The organism is Amycolatopsis sp. CB00013, assembly GCF_001905755.1.
GTDB classification, from domain to species: Bacteria; Actinomycetota; Actinomycetes; order Mycobacteriales; family Pseudonocardiaceae; genus Amycolatopsis; species Amycolatopsis japonica.
On the sequence record NZ_LIWC01000007.1, the window covers coordinates 626183 to 643653 of the forward strand.

19 protein-coding genes are annotated in these 17471 nt (G+C 69.3%); 14 read left to right on the plus strand and 5 right to left on the minus strand.

Annotation, left to right across the window (positions count from 1 at the left end):
• The first annotated feature begins 61 nt into the window (after positions 1-61).
• From AMK34_RS39555 to AMK34_RS39580, 6 genes are read left to right on the plus strand one after another with little or no spacing between them, the layout of a single operon-like run.
• Positions 62-2506 carry a hypothetical protein gene (locus AMK34_RS39555; RefSeq protein ID WP_073848946.1) on the plus strand — a complete coding sequence of 815 codons (2445 nt, stop codon included), beginning with the start codon at positions 62-64 and terminating at the stop codon, positions 2504-2506.
• Positions 2503-3063 (plus strand): hypothetical protein, encoded by a 561-nt coding sequence (locus tag AMK34_RS39560; protein ID WP_038511159.1) that lies wholly within the window; start codon positions 2503-2505, stop codon positions 3061-3063. The genes AMK34_RS39555 and AMK34_RS39560 overlap by 4 nt, the downstream gene beginning before the upstream one ends.
• A complete protein-coding gene (locus AMK34_RS39565) occupies positions 3060-3983 on the plus strand; it encodes an ABC transporter substrate-binding protein (protein ID WP_073848947.1) in 924 nt (307 codons plus the stop codon). The genes AMK34_RS39560 and AMK34_RS39565 overlap by 4 nt, the downstream gene beginning before the upstream one ends.
• A complete protein-coding gene (locus AMK34_RS39570) occupies positions 3983-5095 on the plus strand; it encodes an energy-coupling factor transporter transmembrane component T (protein ID WP_073848948.1) in 1113 nt (370 codons plus the stop codon). The genes AMK34_RS39565 and AMK34_RS39570 overlap by 1 nt, the downstream gene beginning before the upstream one ends.
• A complete protein-coding gene (locus tag AMK34_RS39575) occupies positions 5092-6687 on the plus strand; it encodes an ABC transporter ATP-binding protein (protein ID WP_038511164.1) in 1596 nt (531 codons plus the stop codon). The genes AMK34_RS39570 and AMK34_RS39575 overlap by 4 nt, the downstream gene beginning before the upstream one ends.
• Positions 6684-7556: an ECF transporter S component gene (locus AMK34_RS39580; protein ID WP_198941835.1), complete on the plus strand. Its 873-nt coding sequence runs from the start codon at positions 6684-6686 to the stop codon at positions 7554-7556. The genes AMK34_RS39575 and AMK34_RS39580 overlap by 4 nt, the downstream gene beginning before the upstream one ends.
• A 61-nt stretch (positions 7557-7617) precedes the next feature.
• On the opposite strand, the gene AMK34_RS43885 is transcribed toward AMK34_RS39580, so the two are convergent.
• Together AMK34_RS43885 and AMK34_RS39590 are read right to left on the minus strand one after the other, a co-directional pair.
• On the minus strand, positions 7618-7845 hold the full coding sequence (locus AMK34_RS43885; RefSeq protein WP_338020573.1) for a hypothetical protein: 228 nt from the start codon (positions 7843-7845) through the stop codon (positions 7618-7620).
• A 26-nt stretch (positions 7846-7871) separates the two neighbouring features.
• Positions 7872-8474, minus strand: a complete 603-nt coding sequence (locus AMK34_RS39590; protein WP_073848950.1) for an SRPBCC family protein — start codon at positions 8472-8474, stop codon at positions 7872-7874.
• 108 nt (positions 8475-8582) lie between these two features.
• Between AMK34_RS39590 and AMK34_RS39595 the strand changes: the two genes are divergently transcribed.
• From AMK34_RS39595 to AMK34_RS39615, 5 genes are all read left to right on the plus strand, one after another.
• Positions 8583-9131, plus strand: a complete 549-nt coding sequence (locus AMK34_RS39595) for a TetR/AcrR family transcriptional regulator (protein ID WP_241832964.1) — start codon at positions 8583-8585, stop codon at positions 9129-9131.
• A 357-nt stretch (positions 9132-9488) separates the two neighbouring features.
• Complete coding sequence (locus AMK34_RS39600) at positions 9489-10067, plus strand: hypothetical protein (RefSeq protein WP_038511175.1); 579 nt, start codon at positions 9489-9491, stop codon at positions 10065-10067.
• Positions 10068-10181: 114 nt separating this feature from the next.
• Positions 10182-10478, plus strand: a complete 297-nt coding sequence (locus AMK34_RS39605; RefSeq protein ID WP_073848953.1) for a hypothetical protein — start codon at positions 10182-10184, stop codon at positions 10476-10478.
• Between the two features lie 181 nt (positions 10479-10659).
• The gene (locus AMK34_RS39610; protein WP_038511181.1) at positions 10660-11892 is read left to right on the plus strand and encodes a sodium:proton exchanger; all 1233 of its coding nucleotides are present in this window, start codon (positions 10660-10662) and stop codon (positions 11890-11892) included.
• Positions 11893-11933: 41 nt separating this feature from the next.
• Positions 11934-13490: an alpha/beta fold hydrolase gene (locus tag AMK34_RS39615; protein ID WP_073848954.1), complete on the plus strand. Its 1557-nt coding sequence runs from the start codon at positions 11934-11936 to the stop codon at positions 13488-13490.
• Here the strand turns inward: AMK34_RS39615 and AMK34_RS39620 are convergent.
• A complete protein-coding gene (locus AMK34_RS39620; RefSeq protein WP_073848955.1) occupies positions 13454-14119 on the minus strand; it encodes a response regulator in 666 nt (221 codons plus the stop codon). The genes AMK34_RS39615 and AMK34_RS39620 overlap by 37 nt on opposite strands.
• Positions 14116-14835, minus strand: coding sequence for a sensor histidine kinase (locus AMK34_RS39625; protein WP_073848956.1), 720 nt, complete (start codon positions 14833-14835; stop codon positions 14116-14118). Before AMK34_RS39625 ends, AMK34_RS39620 begins: the two co-directional genes overlap by 4 nt.
• Before the next feature lie 171 nt (positions 14836-15006).
• Between AMK34_RS39625 and AMK34_RS39630 the strand changes: the two genes are divergently transcribed.
• Positions 15007-15240, plus strand: a complete 234-nt coding sequence (locus AMK34_RS39630; protein ID WP_038511193.1) for a hypothetical protein — start codon at positions 15007-15009, stop codon at positions 15238-15240.
• A 4-nt stretch (positions 15241-15244) separates the two neighbouring features.
• On the opposite strand, the gene AMK34_RS39635 is transcribed toward AMK34_RS39630, so the two are convergent.
• On the minus strand, positions 15245-15472 hold the full coding sequence (locus AMK34_RS39635) for a hypothetical protein (protein ID WP_051972438.1): 228 nt from the start codon (positions 15470-15472) through the stop codon (positions 15245-15247).
• Positions 15473-15681: 209 nt separating this feature from the next.
• Between AMK34_RS39635 and AMK34_RS39640 the strand changes: the two genes are divergently transcribed.
• Complete coding sequence (locus tag AMK34_RS39640; RefSeq protein WP_241832965.1) at positions 15682-16515, plus strand: hypothetical protein; 834 nt, start codon at positions 15682-15684, stop codon at positions 16513-16515.
• A 15-nt stretch (positions 16516-16530) separates the two neighbouring features.
• Positions 16531-17244 carry a hypothetical protein gene (locus AMK34_RS39645; protein WP_073848958.1) on the plus strand — a complete coding sequence of 238 codons (714 nt, stop codon included), beginning with the start codon at positions 16531-16533 and terminating at the stop codon, positions 17242-17244.
• Positions 17245-17471 lie beyond the last annotated feature (227 nt).

The following is a 17471-nucleotide window of genomic DNA, read 5'->3' on the forward strand; positions in this document are numbered from 1 at the left end:
CGATAAACAGGGGTGACTGCGGCGTCCCGCGCTGTCCTCCGCCATGCCGCAAGGAGGAGTCATGCGCCGCGGGTATCTGGCCGCGTCGGCGTTCGCCGTCATCGTCACCATGATCGCCGCACCGCTCAGCGGGACGGCGACGGCGGCGAACGATCCCGGTGCGGCGAAGGTGAATTCCCGCTGGCTCGCGACGAAGCTGAAGCCGGACGGCACATTCGACAACCCCAGCGGCGGCTCATTGCCCGACCACGGCCTGATGCTCGACGCGCTCTTCGCGATGTACGCCGCGGGCGAAGGCGCGCGGGCCGAGCCGATCGTGAAGTTCCTCGACGACCAGGGCCACGCCACCGACTACTTCACCTGGGACGGGCTCGCTCCCGGCGCCGGATACGACAAGATCATCGTCGGCGGCGCCGTGGCGAAGACGCTGGTCGCCGCCCAGGTGTCCGGCCGGAATCCGCGGGCCTTCGACGGCTACGACCTGGTCGCCGAGACCCATGCGGCCATCATGCGCAAGGGCCCCGACAAGGGCCGGGTCAGCGATTACTCCAAGGATCCGGCCCTCGCCGACGCGGTGAGCAACAACGCGAACATGTTCGGCCAGGCGCTCGGCGTGATCGGGCTCGCCGTGGCGGGAGAGAACGACCGGATCGCCATCGACAGGCTGCTGACCCAGCAGTGTTCCGAGGGCTACTTCCGCGTCCTCTTCTCCTACATCCCGACGAAGGAGACCGGCGACCACGTCACCCCGGACGGCCGCAAGGTCTCGACCTGTGACGAGGGCAAACCGCTCGGCCTTTCCCCGACCGACGGTGACGCCACGGGACTCGCCCTCTCGGCGATGCTGGCCGCGAAGAAGGCGGGCGCGGCCGGTCTCGACGCCCCGATCGCCAAGACCGTCTCGTGGCTCAAGGCGAACCAGACGCCCGGCGGCGGCTGGGGTGGCGGCGTCGGCACCGAGGCGCCGAACACCAACAGCACCGGCCTGATCGTCCAAGCGCTCGTCGACGCGGGCGGCGCGAACGCGGCGGTGGACAAGGGCGTGCGGTTCCTCAAATCCGCGCAGGCGAACGCCGCGGCCGACTCCGGGAACAAGCTCGCGGGCGAACTCGGCGCGATCGCCTACGACCCGGCTTCCTACGAGGCGGCGCGTTCCTCCGGCATCAGCGGCCTCGACACTTGGATCCGCGCGAGTGCCCAGGCTTCGCTCGGGTTGTCGCAGGTCGGTTTCCACTCGCTCGCGAAGGGCGAAGTCCTGCCGCCGACCACCGGCGTCCCGGAAACCCCGGCTCCTGTCACGCAGCCGCACAAGCCCGCTCCTAAGCCCAAGAAATCCATCACGCCCAAGGCGTCCACCGGCGCCCGGGTGTCGACGGTCGCGGCGATCGCCGCTCCGGTCACCGCGACCCCGGCCGTCCGACTCGGGGCTTATCTGACGAACCGGCTCGTCGGCGGCGACCACGTCGAGGTCACCGAGGACGGCAAGACCTACGTCGACTACGACGCCACCGCCGACGTGGTGCTGGCCTTACGGGCGTTGGACCAGCAGCCGGACGCGGTCGCGCGCGCCTCGCAGTTCCTGCTGAAGCCCGAAGCCGTGCAGGCCTACGCGCACGGAGCGCCGTACGAACAGGGTCAGGCGTCGTACGCCGAACCGCTCGCGAAACTCGTGCTCGTCGCCGAATTCGCGAAGTCGGACGTCGCCGGTCCGTTGCGTGCCGATCTGGTGAAACTGCGCGGTACCGACGGGGAATTCACCGACACCGGATCGTTCGCCGACGCCGATCGGACGGTCGAGCGGCACGCTTGGGCGGTCCTCGCCACCGCCGCCGACCCCGGCCCCGCGGTCGAACTGCTCCTCTCCCGCCAATGCGCGGACGGGACCTTCCCGAAGCACCTCGACACCGCGGAATGCGGTTCCGGCGACCTCGCCGCGACGGCCGCCGCGGTCACCGCGCTCGTCGCCCGTCCGCACACGGATGCCTCGCCGCCGACCAGACGCCCGGACGGCTGGACCGAACGGCGCGTGTCGGCGTTCATCTCCGCAGTGGACGCACTCGGCGTCCGGCCCACCGGCGAGGGCTTGGTGACGGGAGAAGGCGGCGAGGTGGACATCGCGCTCAGCGCCACCGTCGCCGCCGCGCGGCAGACCGCCGGTCTCGACGCGACCGGAACCGCGCGCTCGCTGGGCAAGCTCGTCCAGCAGGACGGCGGATTCGCCAAGGGAACCGGGGGAGAGACCGATTTCCCGACCAGTTCGGCCGCTGCACAAGGGGTCGCGGGCCGGTCTTGGCTCACGGCCGCGGATTCACCGCTGTCACCCGCGATCCGGCTCCCGCTGACCGCCGACACCGATACACCGGCGCTGGCCGCCGCCCAATCCGACGACCGGCCGGGATGGCTGATCTGGGGACTCGCCGGGCTGGCCGTGCTGTTCCTCTCCACCGCGATCGCGCTCGTCTTCGTACTTCGTCGTTTCACCAAGAAAAAGGGGGTAACACCATGAAGAGGCTGCTCGCCGTCACGACCGTCCTCATCGGACTCATCGGGCTGTCCGCCGCACCCGCGAACGCGGTCGACACCACGAAGGGCTACGCCGGGATCTGCACCGGCGCCGACGCGCGCACCGGGGTCACGGTCGTGATCGACTTCCAGGAGCTGGCCGCCCCGACGATCACCCGCTGCTCGCCCAACGCCACGCCGGGTACCGCCCGCACGGGGATCAAGGCGTTGCAGGACGCGGGGATCGCGGTCGCCGGCACCGCGCGCTGGGGGCTCGCTTTCGTCTGCCGTCTGGAAGGGCGCCCGTCCGCGACGGAGACGCTCCCGCTGACGACCAACCCGAACTACAAGGAAGCGTGTGTCACCACCCCGCCCGCGGGCGCGTACTGGGGTTACTGGAACGCCGACGGTTCCGGTTCCACCTGGACCTACAGCAGCTCGGGCGCCCTCAACCGCAACGTCGTCCCGGGCGGTTTCGAAGGCTGGTCGTTCTCGCTGAACAAGTCCGCGACCACCAACCCGCCGCCCGGCGTCACGCCGAGGAACCCGGCCATCCCGTGAAAAGGGTCCTTCCCGCGGTGGCGGCGGTCTTCCTGATCGCCGCCACGGCGCCGTCCGCGCACGCGGTCGACCAGAGCAAGGGATATCCGGGGTTCTGCAAGGACGCCACCGGGGTCACCGTCGTCGTCGACTTCCAGCAGCTCGGCGGGACGACCATCGTGCGGTGCAATCCCCAGACCACCCGTGGCACCGGGCTGGACGCGCTCAAGGGCGCCGGTTTCCAGATCGCCGGAGTCCAGCGCTGGGGTGAGTCGTTCGTCTGCCGGGTCGAGAACCGCCCGTCCGCGGCCGAGGCCGTCCCCGTCGCGGGTCGCGGTGACTACCGTGAGCCTTGCGTCGACACGCCTCCGGCTCAGGCCTATTGGTCCTACTGGCACGCCTCGAACAACTGCGCCTGGGACTACAGCCAGTGGGGTGTCAAGAACCGTGACTTCATCCCCGGCGGTTTCGAAGGCTGGTCGTTCTCCTTGAACGCCACCACCCAGAGCAACCCGGTCCCGCGGGTCTCCGCCGTACGGCCCGGCACGGAGAGCCAGCCCTGTGTGCCGCGCGAGGAGGCCAAGCCGGTCACGGGTGACCCCGGCGAGCGCCAGCAGCGACCGCCGTCGGGGAACGGACAGCAGGCCGGCGGCTCCCAGCCGACGACGGGTGCCGGAGAAGGTCCGGCCGCGGGCCCGGGTTCCGCCGCGCTGCCGCCGCCCAAACCGCGCCCGAGTGCTTCGGCACGGCCGAAGGCGCAGGATCCGTCGATGAACGTCGCGTTCACCGGCGGCGAGAACGCCGAGGACGTCAACGCGGTGATCGACCGCGAGTCCGGAGCGGGCGGCTGGGCGCCTTGGGCCGCGGGAGCCGCGGTACTCGCGCTGTGCGTGGCGGGATTCCTGATGGCACGCAGACGCAAACGCGCACAAGGAGTTTGATGACGTCCTACTTCCTGCCGCGCGATCTGCACCCGGCCGCGTGGTGGGTGTGGGCGCTCGGACTCGCCGTCGCGGCGACCCGCACGACGAACCCGTGGCTGCTGCTGACCATCGTGGCCGTCGCGGGGTACGTCGTCGTGGCCCGCCGCAGTGAGGCGCCGTGGGCGCTGGCGTTCCGGCTCTACCTGTACCTCGGCGCGTTCATCGTCGCGATCCGGGTGTTCTTCCGTGTCGTGTTCGGCGGCGGTGAGGGGGCCACGATCATCCTGCGGCTGCCCGAGATCCCGCTGCCGGAATGGGCGGCGGGTATCCGGCTCTTCGGCGACGTCTCCGCGGAATCGTTGCTGGGCGGGCTCTACGACGGGATGCGGTTGGCGACGATGGTGATCTGCCTCGGCGCGGCCAACGCGCTCGCGAACCCGAAACGGCTGCTCAAGGCGATGCCGCCGGCGCTGTACGAGGTGGGCACGGCGGTGATCGTCGCGCTGTCGGTGTTCCCGCAGCTCGCCGAGAGTGTGCTGCGGGTCCGGCGGGCACGCAGGCTGCGCGGCGGTTCGGGGAAGAAGAAGGTGAAGGCGCTGCACACCATCCTCATCCCGGTACTGGAGGACGCGCTTTCCCGCTCGCTGCAGCTCGCCGCGTCGATGGATTCACGCGGCTACGGCCGCGCGGGAACGGTCGAAGCGCGGGCCAGGCTGATCACGGGCACGCTGATGATCATCGGCCTGCTCGGCGTCTGCGTCGGTGTTTACGCCACTTTGGACGGTTCGACGCCCCGATACCTGGCCGCACCGGTGCTTTCCGCCGGGGTCGTGATCGGACTCGCCGGATTCCGGTCGGCGGGCAAACGCGTCCGGCGCACGCGTTACCGGCCGGATCGCTGGCAGCCGCCGGAGATCGTCGTCGCCCTCAGCGGGATCGCCGTCGCGGCCGTCCTGTTCACGACGTCGGAGGTGAACCCGATGAACATGAACCCGTCGCTGATCGGCCTGTCCTGGCCGTCGCTGTCGTGGGTGCCGTTGCTCGGGGTGCTGATCGGCGTGCTGCCCGCGTTCCTCACCCCGGCCCCCGAACCTCCTTACGCCGCACTGGAAGAAGAAGTGCACGCATGATCGAACTGGACCACGTTTCCTTCACCTATCACGGCCGCGCCGAACCGGTGCTGTCCGACGTGACGCTGTCCATCGGTGAAGGCGAACTCGTGCTGTTCGCCGGCCGGACGGGGGCGGGCAAGTCGACGTTGCTCGGCACGATCAACGGTCTCGTCCCGCATTTCACCGGCGGTCACCTCGAAGGCACGGTGTCCGTCGACGGCGTGACGACGCGGTCCCGGCCGCCGCGCGAGTTCGCGCATCTGGTCGGCGTCGTCGGCCAGGATCCGCTCGCGGGCTTCGTCACCGACACGGTGGAGGACGAACTCGCGTACGGCATGGAGCAACTCGGCCTGAGCCCGCAGGTGATGCGACGCCGGGTGGAGGAGACCCTCGACCTCCTCGGCATCGCGGAACTGCGCAGGCGCGCGTTGCGGACGCTGTCCGGCGGGCAGCAGCAACGGGTGGCGATCGGCGCGGTGCTCACCACCCATCCCAAGGTGCTGGTGCTGGACGAACCGACGTCGGCGCTGGACCCGACGGCGGCCGAGGAGGTGCTCGCGACGCTGGCCAGGCTGGTGGAGGATCTCGGCACGACGGTGCTGATGGCCGAGCACCGGATGGAACGCGTGATCCCGTTCGCGGACCGGATGATCCACGTACCGGGCACCGGGGAGGTGATCGACGGAACGCCACCGGAAGTGCTGAAGGACATGCCCATCGCGCCGCCGATCGTCCACTTGGGACGGTTGGCGGGCTGGGATCCGCTGCCGATGTCGGTCCGTGATGCCCGGCGGCGCGCTTCTTCGCTGACGTTGGGCGCTCCGCCCGCGCGAAACACGACCGTGGGCGAAGAACTGCTGGCCGCGTCCGGCGTCGTCGTGCGCTATGGGCCGAAGGTGGCGGTGCGGGAGGTCGATCTCGCCCTGCGCGCCGGCGAGGTGCTGGCGATGATGGGGCGCAACGGTTCCGGCAAGTCGTCGCTGCTGTGGGCGGTGCAGGGTTCCGGCCCGCGGCAAGGCGGCAAGGTCACCGTCGAGGGCAAGGACCCGAAGACGCTGAGCAGTGCCGCGGCACGCGCCCTGGTCGGGATGGTGCCGCAGACCGCGAGCGATCTGCTGTACCTGCAGACCGTCGCCGCCGAATGCGAAGCCGCCGACGCGGAATCGGGTGCGGAGCCGGGGAAGTGCCGGGAACTGCTCGACAGGCTCGCTCCGGGCATCGATCCCGCGTCGCATCCCCGTGATCTCTCGGAGGGGCAGCGTCTCGCGCTCGTGCTCGCGGTCCAGTTGTCGGCCGCCCCGCGGATCATGCTGCTGGACGAACCGACCCGCGGCCTCGACTACACCGCGAAGGCGGCGCTGGCGCGGATGATCGCTTCGCTCACGGCGGAGGGCAAGGCGATCGTCGTGGCCACCCACGACGTCGAATTCGTCGCGACGATCGCGGACCGCGTGCTCGTGATGGCGGAAGGGGAGGTCGTCTCGGACGGCCCGACCGGTGAGGTGCTCGGCGGCTCCCCGGCGTTCGCCACGCAGATCGCGAAGATCCTCGGCGAGCCCTGGCTCACCGTCGACGAGGTCCGGTCCGCGCTTCCGCAGGAGGTCTCGTGACCGCGGCGGTCCGGCTCGGCCCCCGCTCGGCGACTGTGCTCGGCCTCGCGTCGCTGGCGGGGCTGATGATGTTCGTCTGGCCGCTCCTTGTCCGTGTCGAGCCGCAATCGATGCAGCACGGCCCGGACGCGCCGTTCGTGTTCATCGCGATCCTGCCGATCCTGATCGTCATCGTGCTGGCCGAGATGTCCGAAGGGGGCATGGATTCCAAGGCCCTCGCGATGCTCGGCGTGCTCTCCGCGGTGAACGCCGCCCTGCGGCCACTCGGCGCGGGGACCGCGGGCATCGAGACCGTGTTCTTCCTGCTGGTGCTGGCCGGGCGGGTACTCGGCCCCGGCTTCGGTTTCGTGCTGGGCTGCACGTCGATGTTCGCTTCGGCGCTGCTGACCGCCGGGGTGGGGCCGTGGCTGCCGTTCCAGATGATGTGCTCGGCGTGGATCGGGATGGGCGCAGGGCTGCTGCCCCGCCGCGTCACCGGCAAGGCGGAGATCGCGATGCTGGTGGTGTACGGGATCTTCGTCGCGTACGTCTTCGGATTCCTGATGAACCTGTGGTTTTGGCCGTTCATCACCGACGCCGAAGTGCCGTACCACGACGGGCACATCTCCTACGTGCCCGGCGCCCCGCTGCTGGAGAACCTGCACCGCTTCGCCGTGTTCACCCTGCTGACCTCGACGGCGGGCTGGGACACCGGCCGCGCGATCACCAACACGGTGGCGATCCTGGTGCTGGGGCCCGCCGTGCTCGCGACGTTGCGCCGGGCTTCGCGGAAGGCTTCCTACGGCGTGATCCCCTCGTTCACCGATGGGCCCGCTTCCGGCGCAGGACGTGGAAGGACACGGCGAACGCCACTCCCACGGCCACGATGATCGCGGCGAAGACGGGATGCATGTCCTTGGACAGGCTTTGCGCTCTTTCGGGGCCGATCGCTCACAGCGCCAGGGGAGTGGCGTAGGCCGAGGTGAGGGCGATCGCGCCCCAGCGGAGAGGTCTGAGCCGGGCGTCGCGCAAAGTGCCGATCAGCACGAGCGCGACCGGGACGATCGCGAGCATCGCGAATTGGCCGACGACCATGATCGGTACGGCCCAGGCCGAGACGATGACGGCACGCGGGGCGCGGCGGACGGTGGTTTCGCGGTCGAGCGTCTGGGTGGACATCGGTTCCTCCGAGGTGTGTGGTGCGGTCAGCAGTGGGATTCGGCGGTGGCCTTGAGGTCCTTCAGCCAGGCTTCGAGGCCCCAGCCGAGGAACTTGGTCGCGGTGGGCACGTCGGCCTCGACCTGGGCGCCGGACCAGTTCTCTTCGGTGCGGACGAGCACCCCGCCCTTGACCTCGGTGAAGTTCCAGACGTGGATCCCGTTGTCGATGCCGAGACCCTCGCCGACCGCGGGCCCGCTCCAGCGGAGGCATTTGCCGCGCTGGATCTGGTGGACGGTCGAGGTGATCGACAGCGTGGTGGCCGGGGTCGTGGCCGTGGCCGGTGCCGGGGTGGTCCAGTGGAACCGGGAGTTCTTCCGCAGCGGGCCGTGATCCAGGCGTTCGCTGCTCAGCACCGGCTCCTGCCAGGACGGCCAGCGTTCGACGTCGGTCTGCAGACGCCAGATCTTGCTCAGTGGTGCCTTGATCAGGGCCTCGGTCCGGTAGTGGATCGGGGCCTTCGTGTCGATGGTCTTTCCTTGGCACGAAAGCGGGGCTGTGGTGGCGGCCTGGGCGGGGGCCACGGCACCGCCCAGCAGGCCGATCGCCAGCGGGAGGGCGAGTGCGGCGGTGCGATAGAGCGACTTCATCAAGACTCCTTGTTAGCGATGCTTGCGATAGTTAGAAGCTATAACCACAACGACGTGAGTGTCAATAGGGAAAGTGATAGCCTCTAACTGATCGGAAGGGAGTGGCTGGTGGAGACCTCGCGTGAGCGGTATCGGGCGCAGGTGCGTGCGGAGATCAAGCGGCACGCGTGGGAGCAGTTGGCCACGACGGGGGTGTCCGCGCTGTCCCTCAACGCGATCGCCAAGCACGTCGGCATGAGCGGTCCCGCGCTGTACCGGTACTTCCCCAGTCGCGACGACCTGATCACGGACCTTGTCCGCGACGCGTATCGAAGCCTCGCCGACGTCGTCCAGGCGGCAGTCAGCGTGACTGAAGTCGCCTACGCGATCAGGGAATGGGCACTGGCGGATCCGCAGCGATACCTGTTCGTCTATGGGACGCCCATCCCCGGCTATCACGCGCCTGGCGACACCACGGAGATCTCGGACGAGATCATGGCCGTGCTGCTCCGGGTGTACGCGGCGGAGCCGGATGACGGCCGGGCGCTCAGTCGTGCCGTCACCTTCTGGACCCGTGTCCACGGTGTTCTTTCGCTCGAGCTCGCCGGGCATTTCGCCGGTATGGGGTTCGATCCCGCCCTGCTGTTCGCCGCCGAGGTCGACGGCTTGCTCGGGTGAGCGCGCGCGCCGGGGCGTGATCGAGTGACGATTCGGTGGGATCCGGTCGCGAGCGTGTCGTCCATCCAGTCACGTGTGTCGTCCGTCTGATCACGTGTGTCGTCCGTTCTGGTCATGCGCACCTGTCCAGTCGTTCGCCGCACATGTCGCGAAAGCCACTTTCGGGACATCAGACGTCGCGAAAGTGGCTTTCGCGACGTTTTCGCGTGAGGGTCGCCGGGCGCGGTCACTGTCCATAAAGGACGGTTTCCGCTGAGCGGGGCATCATCGGCCGCTTTCGGCGCTGTACGGTGGTTTTCGCGTTCGCTGTGCTAGCTTCCGGGAATGCGCGGAGAATCCCGGATTCGTACGCTCGCGGTGCTCTCGTCGATGCTCCTGGCGTCGCTGATCGGCCCCGGCGCCGTCGCGAACGCGTCCGGCGGGCACGGCTGTGAATGCGCCACCCCGTCGATCGACCGTTTGCAGCAATGGCTCGCCTCCGGTGAGGGCACCACGCTGCCGCCGACCGGCAGCCTGCTCGTCCGCGAACGCGGCGGTTACGCGGCGAAGGTGACCTTCCTGAACGCCGAATGGCACGTTGTCGTCGTCTGGCTGGGGAATCAGTTCGAAGCGCAGGCGGACCTCTCGAAATCCGCCGGTTTCTGGATGACCTACAGCGCGACCGACGACCTCTACGTCCAGCTGCGCCCCGCCTCGCATTGGAGCGGCGGGGACAAGTGGCTCACGAAGGTGCCGTCGACCGGCGGGAAGCTGGTGAAGAAGTTCTTCAGCTTCAAGCCCTCCGTCTGGACGACGTTGCCCGAGCTGGGTACGCCCGGCTACTCCTTCGCCTCGGCGCTCACCGAGGCTCGGGGCCTGGTCTTCGTCGGCAAGACCCCGAACAAGCTCGACTTCCGCGGCCTCTCGATCGACCGCTACCGGCCGCCCTGTCTCTGACCGCTCCTCGGATTTCACCTGTCCGGAGCGACGGCCATCGCGCACCGTGCCCGATTTGTCCTGTACGGTGAACTTTCAGCCGCCTCCGCACGACCGATCCGAGGAGTACCCCTGATGAGCCTGTTCGACTCGCTGAAGGAAAAGGCCGCCGAACTGCTGGGCGGCGCGGGCGACAAGGTCGGCGAACTGACCGGTGTCTACCTTTCCGGCGCCGCCGACCAGGTCACCCAGGCGACCGGCGGGCTGGCCGAGACCGGTCAGGGCCTCGCCGAGAGTGCCACCACGGCGGGCCAGGACGCCGTCGACTCGGCCACCGCGGCCGGTCAGGGCGTCGTCGACTCCACCGGTGCGTTCGGTGACGCCGCCACCGGACTGGCCGGCGACGTGATCGACCCGAACGCCCGGGGCTGACCGCCCCCGGACTCCCCGGTATCCCGCGGATACCGGGGAGTTCGTCATTTCTCCGGTGGGACGACGTCCGTTTTTCGGCAGGACGATCTTCGGTTTTCCTTGTCCCATAAGGGAATTGTCGCCGGTCGGGTGGATGAGGAAACGGTTGTGGTAACCCGTCCACGGCCGCGAAGCTCGGTCGGTGATCGTCAACCGACTCAAGCCCGTCGGCCTGTGTGCCGCGCTCACCGTGCCCGCTCTTCTCCTGCGCTTCACCGGCACCGATCCGGGCGCGCCTGCCGGGCTGCTGCTGTTCGGCCTCGCCGTCGTGGCGGCCTCGTTCCTGCTCGCCTGGGCGGCCGAAGCCGCGCAGGTGGACATCTCCGGCGGCCTCGCGATCGCCGTGCTGGCCGTCATCGCGGTCCTTCCCGAGTACGCGGTGGACCTGTACTTCGCCTACACGGCGGGCTCGAATCCCGAGTACATCGCCTACGCCGCGGCGAACATGACCGGCTCCAACCGGCTGTTGCTCGGCCTCGGGTGGTCCACCGTCGTGCTGGTCGCGCTCGCCGTCGCGAAGAAACGCCGTGGCGCCACCGTCCGCGAGCTGATCCTCGACGCGCCCTACCGGATCGAGCTCGGCTTCCTCGCGATCGCCTCGATCGTCGCGTTCGTCATCCCCGGAACCGGGCAGATCTCGCTGGTCCTCGGCTTCGCGTTGCTCGGCTTCTTCGTGTTCTACCTTTGGAAGGTCTCCCGCGCCGAACCGGGCGAACCCGAACTGGTCGGTCCGGCCGCCACCTTGGGCGCGCTGCCCCGGCGGTCCCGCCGGACCCTCGTGGCCGCGCTGTTCGTGTTCGCGGCCGTGGTGATCCTCGCGAGCGCGGAACCGTTCGCGCACAACCTGATCGCCGTCGGGACGGAACTGGGCGTCGACCGGTTCCTGCTCGTGCAATGGCTCGCGCCGCTGGCGTCGGAGGCGCCGGAGTTCATCGTGGCGATCCTCTTCGCGCTGCGAGGCAAGGGTGACGCGGCGCTCGGCACCCTGCTTTCCAGCAAGGTCAACCAATGGACACTGCTCGTCGGCAGTCTGCCGATCGCCTATGTCCTCGGCGGCGGGGGATCCGCACTGCGGTTGGACGGCCGTCAGATCGAGGAATTCCTCCTCACCGCGACCCAGACCTTGCTGGGAGTCGCCGCTCTGCTCGCGTTGCGTTTCCCGCGCTGGGCCGCCTGGACGCTGCTCGGCCTGTTCGCGGTGCAGTTCGTGCTGCCCGGCCAAACCGCGCGCTACGTCCTGTGCGGGGTCTACGCGCTCGTCGCGCTCGCCGCCCTGATCCGCAACCGCCGCCATCTCCTGCCGACCCTTGCCGCCCCGTTCCGCCGGGCACCCTATGCCTCCGGGAGTAGTCGCGAGGAGCGGATTTCGGCCTGAGAGCAGAGGTTTCCGCGAGTTCGCGCGCTTAGCGTCCAGGTATGACCAAACGACGAAAAGTACTCGCCGCTGGCCTGGCGATCCTGCTGCTGGCGGGCGGCGGGCCACCGGCCTCGGCGACCCCGGCGCCGCGGATCGACTGGCACGACTGCCGGACCGGGCCGGAAGACGAGACGGGACGACGGCTCGCCGCCGCCGGGGCGACCTGCGGTGAGGTCGTCGTGCCGCTGGACCACGCCGACCCGGGCGGCAGAACCCTTTCGGTGGCCGTCGCGCGCCGTCCCGCGAGCGACCCCGCGCGCCGTCTGGGCACCCTGGTGGTCAACACCGGCGGACCCGGCCCGTCCCGCGACGGCGTGGCACTGCTGGTCCATGGGCTGCCCCCGGAGGTCCCGTCCGGTTCGGTATCGCTCGCGGCGCGATACGACCTCGTCGGGATCGACCCGAGATTCTTCGGGCTCAGCTCGCCGCTGGAATGCGGCTGGCCCACCGGGCGATACCTGCAGAGCGCTCAGCTGGCGAGTCCGGATCGGGCCTCCTTCGACCGCAGCGTGCTGGTCGCGCGGGAGCTCGCGCGAAGCTGCGCGGACCGGGGCGATCTTCTCGCACACGCCTCCACCCGCGACATGGCGCGGGATCTGGACCTCGTGCGAGCCGCCCTCGGGGAATCGAAGATCTCCTACCTGGGCTGGTCTTTCGGCAGTCATCTCGGCTCGGTCTACCGACGGCTCTTTCCTCGGCGGATCGAGCGGATGGTGTTCGACAGCGCCGCCGCGCCCGGGGCCGCCGGTCCCGCGCTCACCAGGGAGACCGCAGTGGCGGACGCCGCGGCCCTGAGCGACTGGGCGCGGTGGGCCGCCCGCCGCGACGCACACCATCATCTCGGCGCCACCGCGGAAGAGGTACTGGCCACGGTGGACCGGATCGCCCGCGCCGCCGCCCGCGAGCCCTTGCGCGTCGGCGAGCACCGGATCGACGCCGCGATGATCCCCGGCCTGCTGCTCACCGTCGACGACAGCGACGCGTTCTACGCGGAGTTCAGTGCCCAGGTCGCCGTGCTGCGTGACGCCGCTCGCGGTCTCACCGTGACACCGACACCCACGCAGGAGTGGAAACTCTCCCTGTACACGGATCCGGCCGTCGAGCCGTCCTTCGGGTTCAGCGCCACCGTCGCCAACCAGTGCGCGGACCGCGCCGCCTGGCGGGATCCCGAAAGCTACTACCGGGACATCCTGGCGCACCGGGCCGCCGAGCCCCTGTTCGGTCCGCTGGCCCGGCACATCACGCCTTGCGCGTTCTGGCCCGTCCCGCCTGCGGAGCCACCTGTCCCGGTCGGGGACGACCGGCCCGCCCTGCTCGTGGGCGCCTCAGGGGATCCGGTCACGCCGTATGCCGGGCAACTGGCGCTGCGCCGCGTCCTGACCGGATCGAGGATGGTCACGCTGGACGGCGCCTTCCGGCACGGGGTCTATCTCTTCGACCCGACGTCCTGCGTCACCGACATCGTCGAGTCGTATCTGCTCGGCGGAGCCCTGCCCCGGGCCGACGTCACCTGTGCCCGTCACCGCTCGCCGGGCCGGACCACGCCCGCTTCGTAGGCGAGGACCACCGCCTGCACCCGATCCCGCACCCGCAGCTTGGCCAGGATGTTGCCGACGTGGGTCTTCACCGTTCCAGGCGCGACCACCAGCCGCTCGGCGATCTCGGCGTTGGACCAGCCGCGGGCCATCGCGGCCAGCACCTCCCGCTCACGTCCGGTCAGCGTCGCCGCCGACCTGGCCGCGCTGGGATCGAGCGGGGGCGCCAGCCGGTCCAGCAGCCTGCGGGTGGTGGAGGGGGCGATCACCGAGTCGCCGTCGTGCACCGTCCGGATGCCGGCCAGCAGTTCCTCGGGGGTGGCGTCCTTGAGCAGGAAACCGCTCGCCCCGGCCCGGATCGCGGCCAGCGCGTGCTCGTCGAGGTCGTACGTCGTGAGCATGAGGACCTTGGGCGCGTCAGGCAGGGCGAGCACCCGTCGAGTGGCCTCGATACCGTCGAGAACCGGCATCCGGACGTCCATCAGGACCAGATCGGGATTCAGGCGCCGGGTGTGGTCGACCGCGGCGAGACCGTCACCCGCCTCACCGACGACGGTCAGATCGGCCTGGGACTCGATGACCAGCCGGAAGCCTGCCCGGACCAGGGCCTGGTCGTCGACCAGCAGGACACGGACCGGCGGGGCGGTCACGCCGGTCCGTCCCGCAGGACACCGATCATCCGCCGGAGATCGCCCAGCGCCTTCCGGGCGCAGTCGCCGATCGTGACCAGGGCCGACCGTCCGGCCTCCGGCGTGGCCGCGTACCGGCCACCGTCGGCCTGCGCGATCACGACCGCGAGCGAATGGGCGACGATGTCGTGCATCTCGCGCGCGATCCGTTCCCGCTCCGCGAGGACCGCGAGCCTCGCCTGCTGACGGCTGTGGGACAGCCGGACCCGGCGCAACGTCCCGGTCGCCCAAGCGGCCATCACGGTGCTGGCCAGGAAGGCGCCGACGAGCAGATGCGCGGCCGCGGACGACGGCAGCATCGGCCAGCTCAGCCCGCCGAGCACCGCGCCGAGGAGCCCTGCCGCCAGCGCGGCGCCACCGGCTCGCCGCGGTCCGTAGGCCGCCGCGGCGTGCACCGCCGGCGGCACGGCGAGATCGGCGGGCAAGGCACCGACGCCGTCCCGGATCGTGAGCCACTGGATGCTCGCGACTCCCAGCACCACTGTCGCGCACACCACGGCATTGCGGCGTCGCAAGGCGAGTGGAAGCGCGAGAAGCAGGGAGAACAGGAAATACGCGGCCTCCGCCCGGACGAAGAGTCCGAAAAGGACACAGCATCCCGCGAGGAGCAGTGCGATCAGGACGTCGACGAGCGACTGGTGTCCGCGCAGCCAGGAGTCGAGCCTTTCACCGAGCACGTCGCCACCTTATGGCCGCGGCGCCGTCGTCACTTCGCCGCGGGGACTGAAACCGTGTACGCCCACCGGGCTAGCCCGAATGGAGCAAGGAAAGGCGGCGGAAATCCCGTATGGCGAAACCCCTCGTACCGCTAATCTGGCGGAAACGACATATCTGCGGGGGAGCGGACCATGGCCGTGATCTGGATAGTGCTCGGGATACTCCTGTTGGTGATCGGCATCGCCGTGATCACCGATGTACGCGATCGCGGGCGGGGCGGGACACGCAAGATCATGTTGCCGGGCTGGGCCTCACGGCGCGCCGATTACACGGAGAACGACCTCGTCCACGGTCGCTGGTCGGAAAAGTCGCCGCGTGAACAGGACGAAGAACTCCAGCGCCGGTACAAATCGGGCGACGAATAACGGATCAAGCGGCGGGCCTGGACCAGCGCCAGGCGGCGTGCAGGGCGGTGATCAACGCCTCGTCGTCGGCGAAGGTGGGTTCTTCACCGACCGGTATCCAAGTGCGGTCGACGATTTCACCCTCGGTCCGCCGGACGACCGAGATCCCGGGGTAGGACAAGGCCGCGCGGCCGCCGTCGTCGGCCACGTGGCGGTGCTCCCAGCGCAGCTGGACAACGCGATCAGCGCTCATCGACCACAACTTTCCGTACTTGCGTATCCGGTAAGTCGTCTGTCGAGGCCCGCGCGTTTCACGTCCGCCTTGTGATCTGCGCCCTTCGCACTGCGGATTCCCGCGCCGGATTCGATTCTTTTCGTGAATTCCGTGGAGGTGACCCCGATCACAAAGGGCTCTCCGATCGTGAGAACATGAGGGCCGAACTGCCGGATCCCGGAGGGTGAATGCTCCGCAGAATGCGTCGCTGGCTCGAATTGCTCAGTCTCGGCGGGTTGGCGGTGGCCGGCTTCGCCGTCGGAATCGCGGAACAGCTCGGCCTGCTCGACAAAGTCGCGCCGAAAGGCGTCACCACCCTGACCCTGATCATGGTCAGCGGGGTGGTCGTGGTGCTGCTCGTCGAACTGACCCCGTTGCGCGCACTGGAAGACATCCGCGACCGGCTCGCCGGTCTCGACATCGACACCATCGCCACGAGCCTCCGCCGTTCGCGCTACGGCGGCGTGGTCGAAGTGCACAAACGCTTTCCGGACGACGAGTTCGCGGCACACGTCGCGAAGGCCAAACAAGTGACGATCCTGAACACCTGGATCCCCAACCTGCAGCGCCTGGAAAAGGAACTCGAAGCCGCGATCGTCGAGCGGCGCGCCGAGGTGCGGATCATGCTGCTGCACCCGAACTCGATGCTGGTGGGGCTGCGGGAGGCGGCGCTGGGCCGGAGCGACGGCGCGGGCAACCCCTTCGTGAGCACGGGGATCGCGGAGTGCCTGGAGATACTCTCCCGGCTGCACCGGCGGCTGGCGAAGCGTCAGGGAAACCTGAAGGTGCGGGTCTTCAACTCGCAGGCCTCGGTTTCGGTGTACCGGGCCGACGGACGCTACCTGGTCAGCATGTTCCTGCACGGCCAGCTGGCGGTCAATTCGCCGCAGTTCCAGATCGAGGGCACGCACGACACCGTGCTCGGCGAACAGATCCAGCGCGAGCTCGACACGTTGTGGGACATCGGCCGCGACGTCGATCTCGCCGACTGGAACCGAAGCATCGACATGATCCGTTTCTGAGCAAGAGGTGTACTGATGCGCGAGCTCGACGAGTTCGAAGACGGTTTGATCGAGCGGTTCCGGAACCATCCGGCGCTGCGGGGCGTCACCGACCTCCCGGGGGAGGAGCTGCAAGCGGTCCTGCTGCAGCGCCGGTTCCTGTCGCTGGCGTTCACCATGGCCTACGACCTGGCGATCGACCTGCTCACCGACGAGCAGTCCAAACGGATCGCCCGCGTCATCGTCCGCGAGGAGTACCCGGACAACACCTCGCCCGGCAGCACACCTTCGCACCGCGAGGATCTGATGACGGACATCCTCGCCCTGGGCGTCCCGCGCGAAGTGCTCGTGCGGTCGCGGAAGTCCCTGGCCACGGCGGCCTGCCTCGACACCACCATGGAGCTGATCTCCTCGGCGGGCGATTCGAAGCACGCCGACGTCGAACTGCTGACCATCCTGCGGTTCTGGGGCGAGGTGCTGGTCTCGGTCGAGTACGGCGAACTCTGGCGCCGGATCGGCCCGGTGCTCGGCGACAAATCCGTCTTCTACTACCCGCACCACGTGCACGACGCGAAGTCGCGCCCGCTCGCCGCCGCGTCCCCGCTCTCGCTGACGCATTCCGACCAGCTCGGGCTGCGGCTCGTGCAGCTGATCGACTCCAGCGAGGCGCGGGAGCGGTTCCGGGAGACCGAAGAGGCGGTCGTCGCGGTCAAGACGGCCTTCTACGACCAGTTCCTGCCCGCCTCGTGAGTGGCGTTTCGGGTTCTAACCCGAAACGCCACTCACGACCACCTGGACCGATCGGCCGCACTCATGTGATCAGCGGCGGAACACCCTGAGTGCGGCTTCCGATCACGCGAGTTACGTCCCTGATCACGCGAGTCGCGCCTTCGATCACGCCGCGGTCTGTGTGCCCAGTCCGTGAAGGCCTCCTTGAGGGACTCTGGGTCCCTCAAGGAGGCCTAATGGGTTGTGTT

Coding starts and splice junctions, on each gene's coding strand:
- AMK34_RS39605 (WP_073848953.1), top strand. CDS start 10,182: ATGAGCCTGTTCGACTCGCTGAAGGAAAAGGCCGCCGAACTGCTGGGC.
- AMK34_RS39590 (WP_073848950.1), bottom strand. CDS start 8,474: ATGAAGTCGCTCTATCGCACCGCCGCACTCGCCCTCCCGCTGGCGATC.
- AMK34_RS39555 (WP_073848946.1), top strand. CDS start 62: ATGCGCCGCGGGTATCTGGCCGCGTCGGCGTTCGCCGTCATCGTCACC.
- AMK34_RS39570 (WP_073848948.1), top strand. CDS start 3,983: ATGACGTCCTACTTCCTGCCGCGCGATCTGCACCCGGCCGCGTGGTGG.
- AMK34_RS39630 (WP_038511193.1), top strand. CDS start 15,007: ATGGCCGTGATCTGGATAGTGCTCGGGATACTCCTGTTGGTGATCGGC.
- AMK34_RS39615 (WP_073848954.1), top strand. CDS start 11,934: ATGACCAAACGACGAAAAGTACTCGCCGCTGGCCTGGCGATCCTGCTG.
- AMK34_RS39575 (WP_038511164.1), top strand. CDS start 5,092: ATGATCGAACTGGACCACGTTTCCTTCACCTATCACGGCCGCGCCGAA.
- AMK34_RS39635 (WP_051972438.1), bottom strand. CDS start 15,472: ATGAGCGCTGATCGCGTTGTCCAGCTGCGCTGGGAGCACCGCCACGTG.
- AMK34_RS43885 (WP_338020573.1), bottom strand. CDS start 7,845: ATGTCCACCCAGACGCTCGACCGCGAAACCACCGTCCGCCGCGCCCCG.
- AMK34_RS39640 (WP_241832965.1), top strand. CDS start 15,682: ATGCTCCGCAGAATGCGTCGCTGGCTCGAATTGCTCAGTCTCGGCGGG.
- AMK34_RS39560 (WP_038511159.1), top strand. CDS start 2,503: ATGAAGAGGCTGCTCGCCGTCACGACCGTCCTCATCGGACTCATCGGG.
- AMK34_RS39645 (WP_073848958.1), top strand. CDS start 16,531: ATGCGCGAGCTCGACGAGTTCGAAGACGGTTTGATCGAGCGGTTCCGG.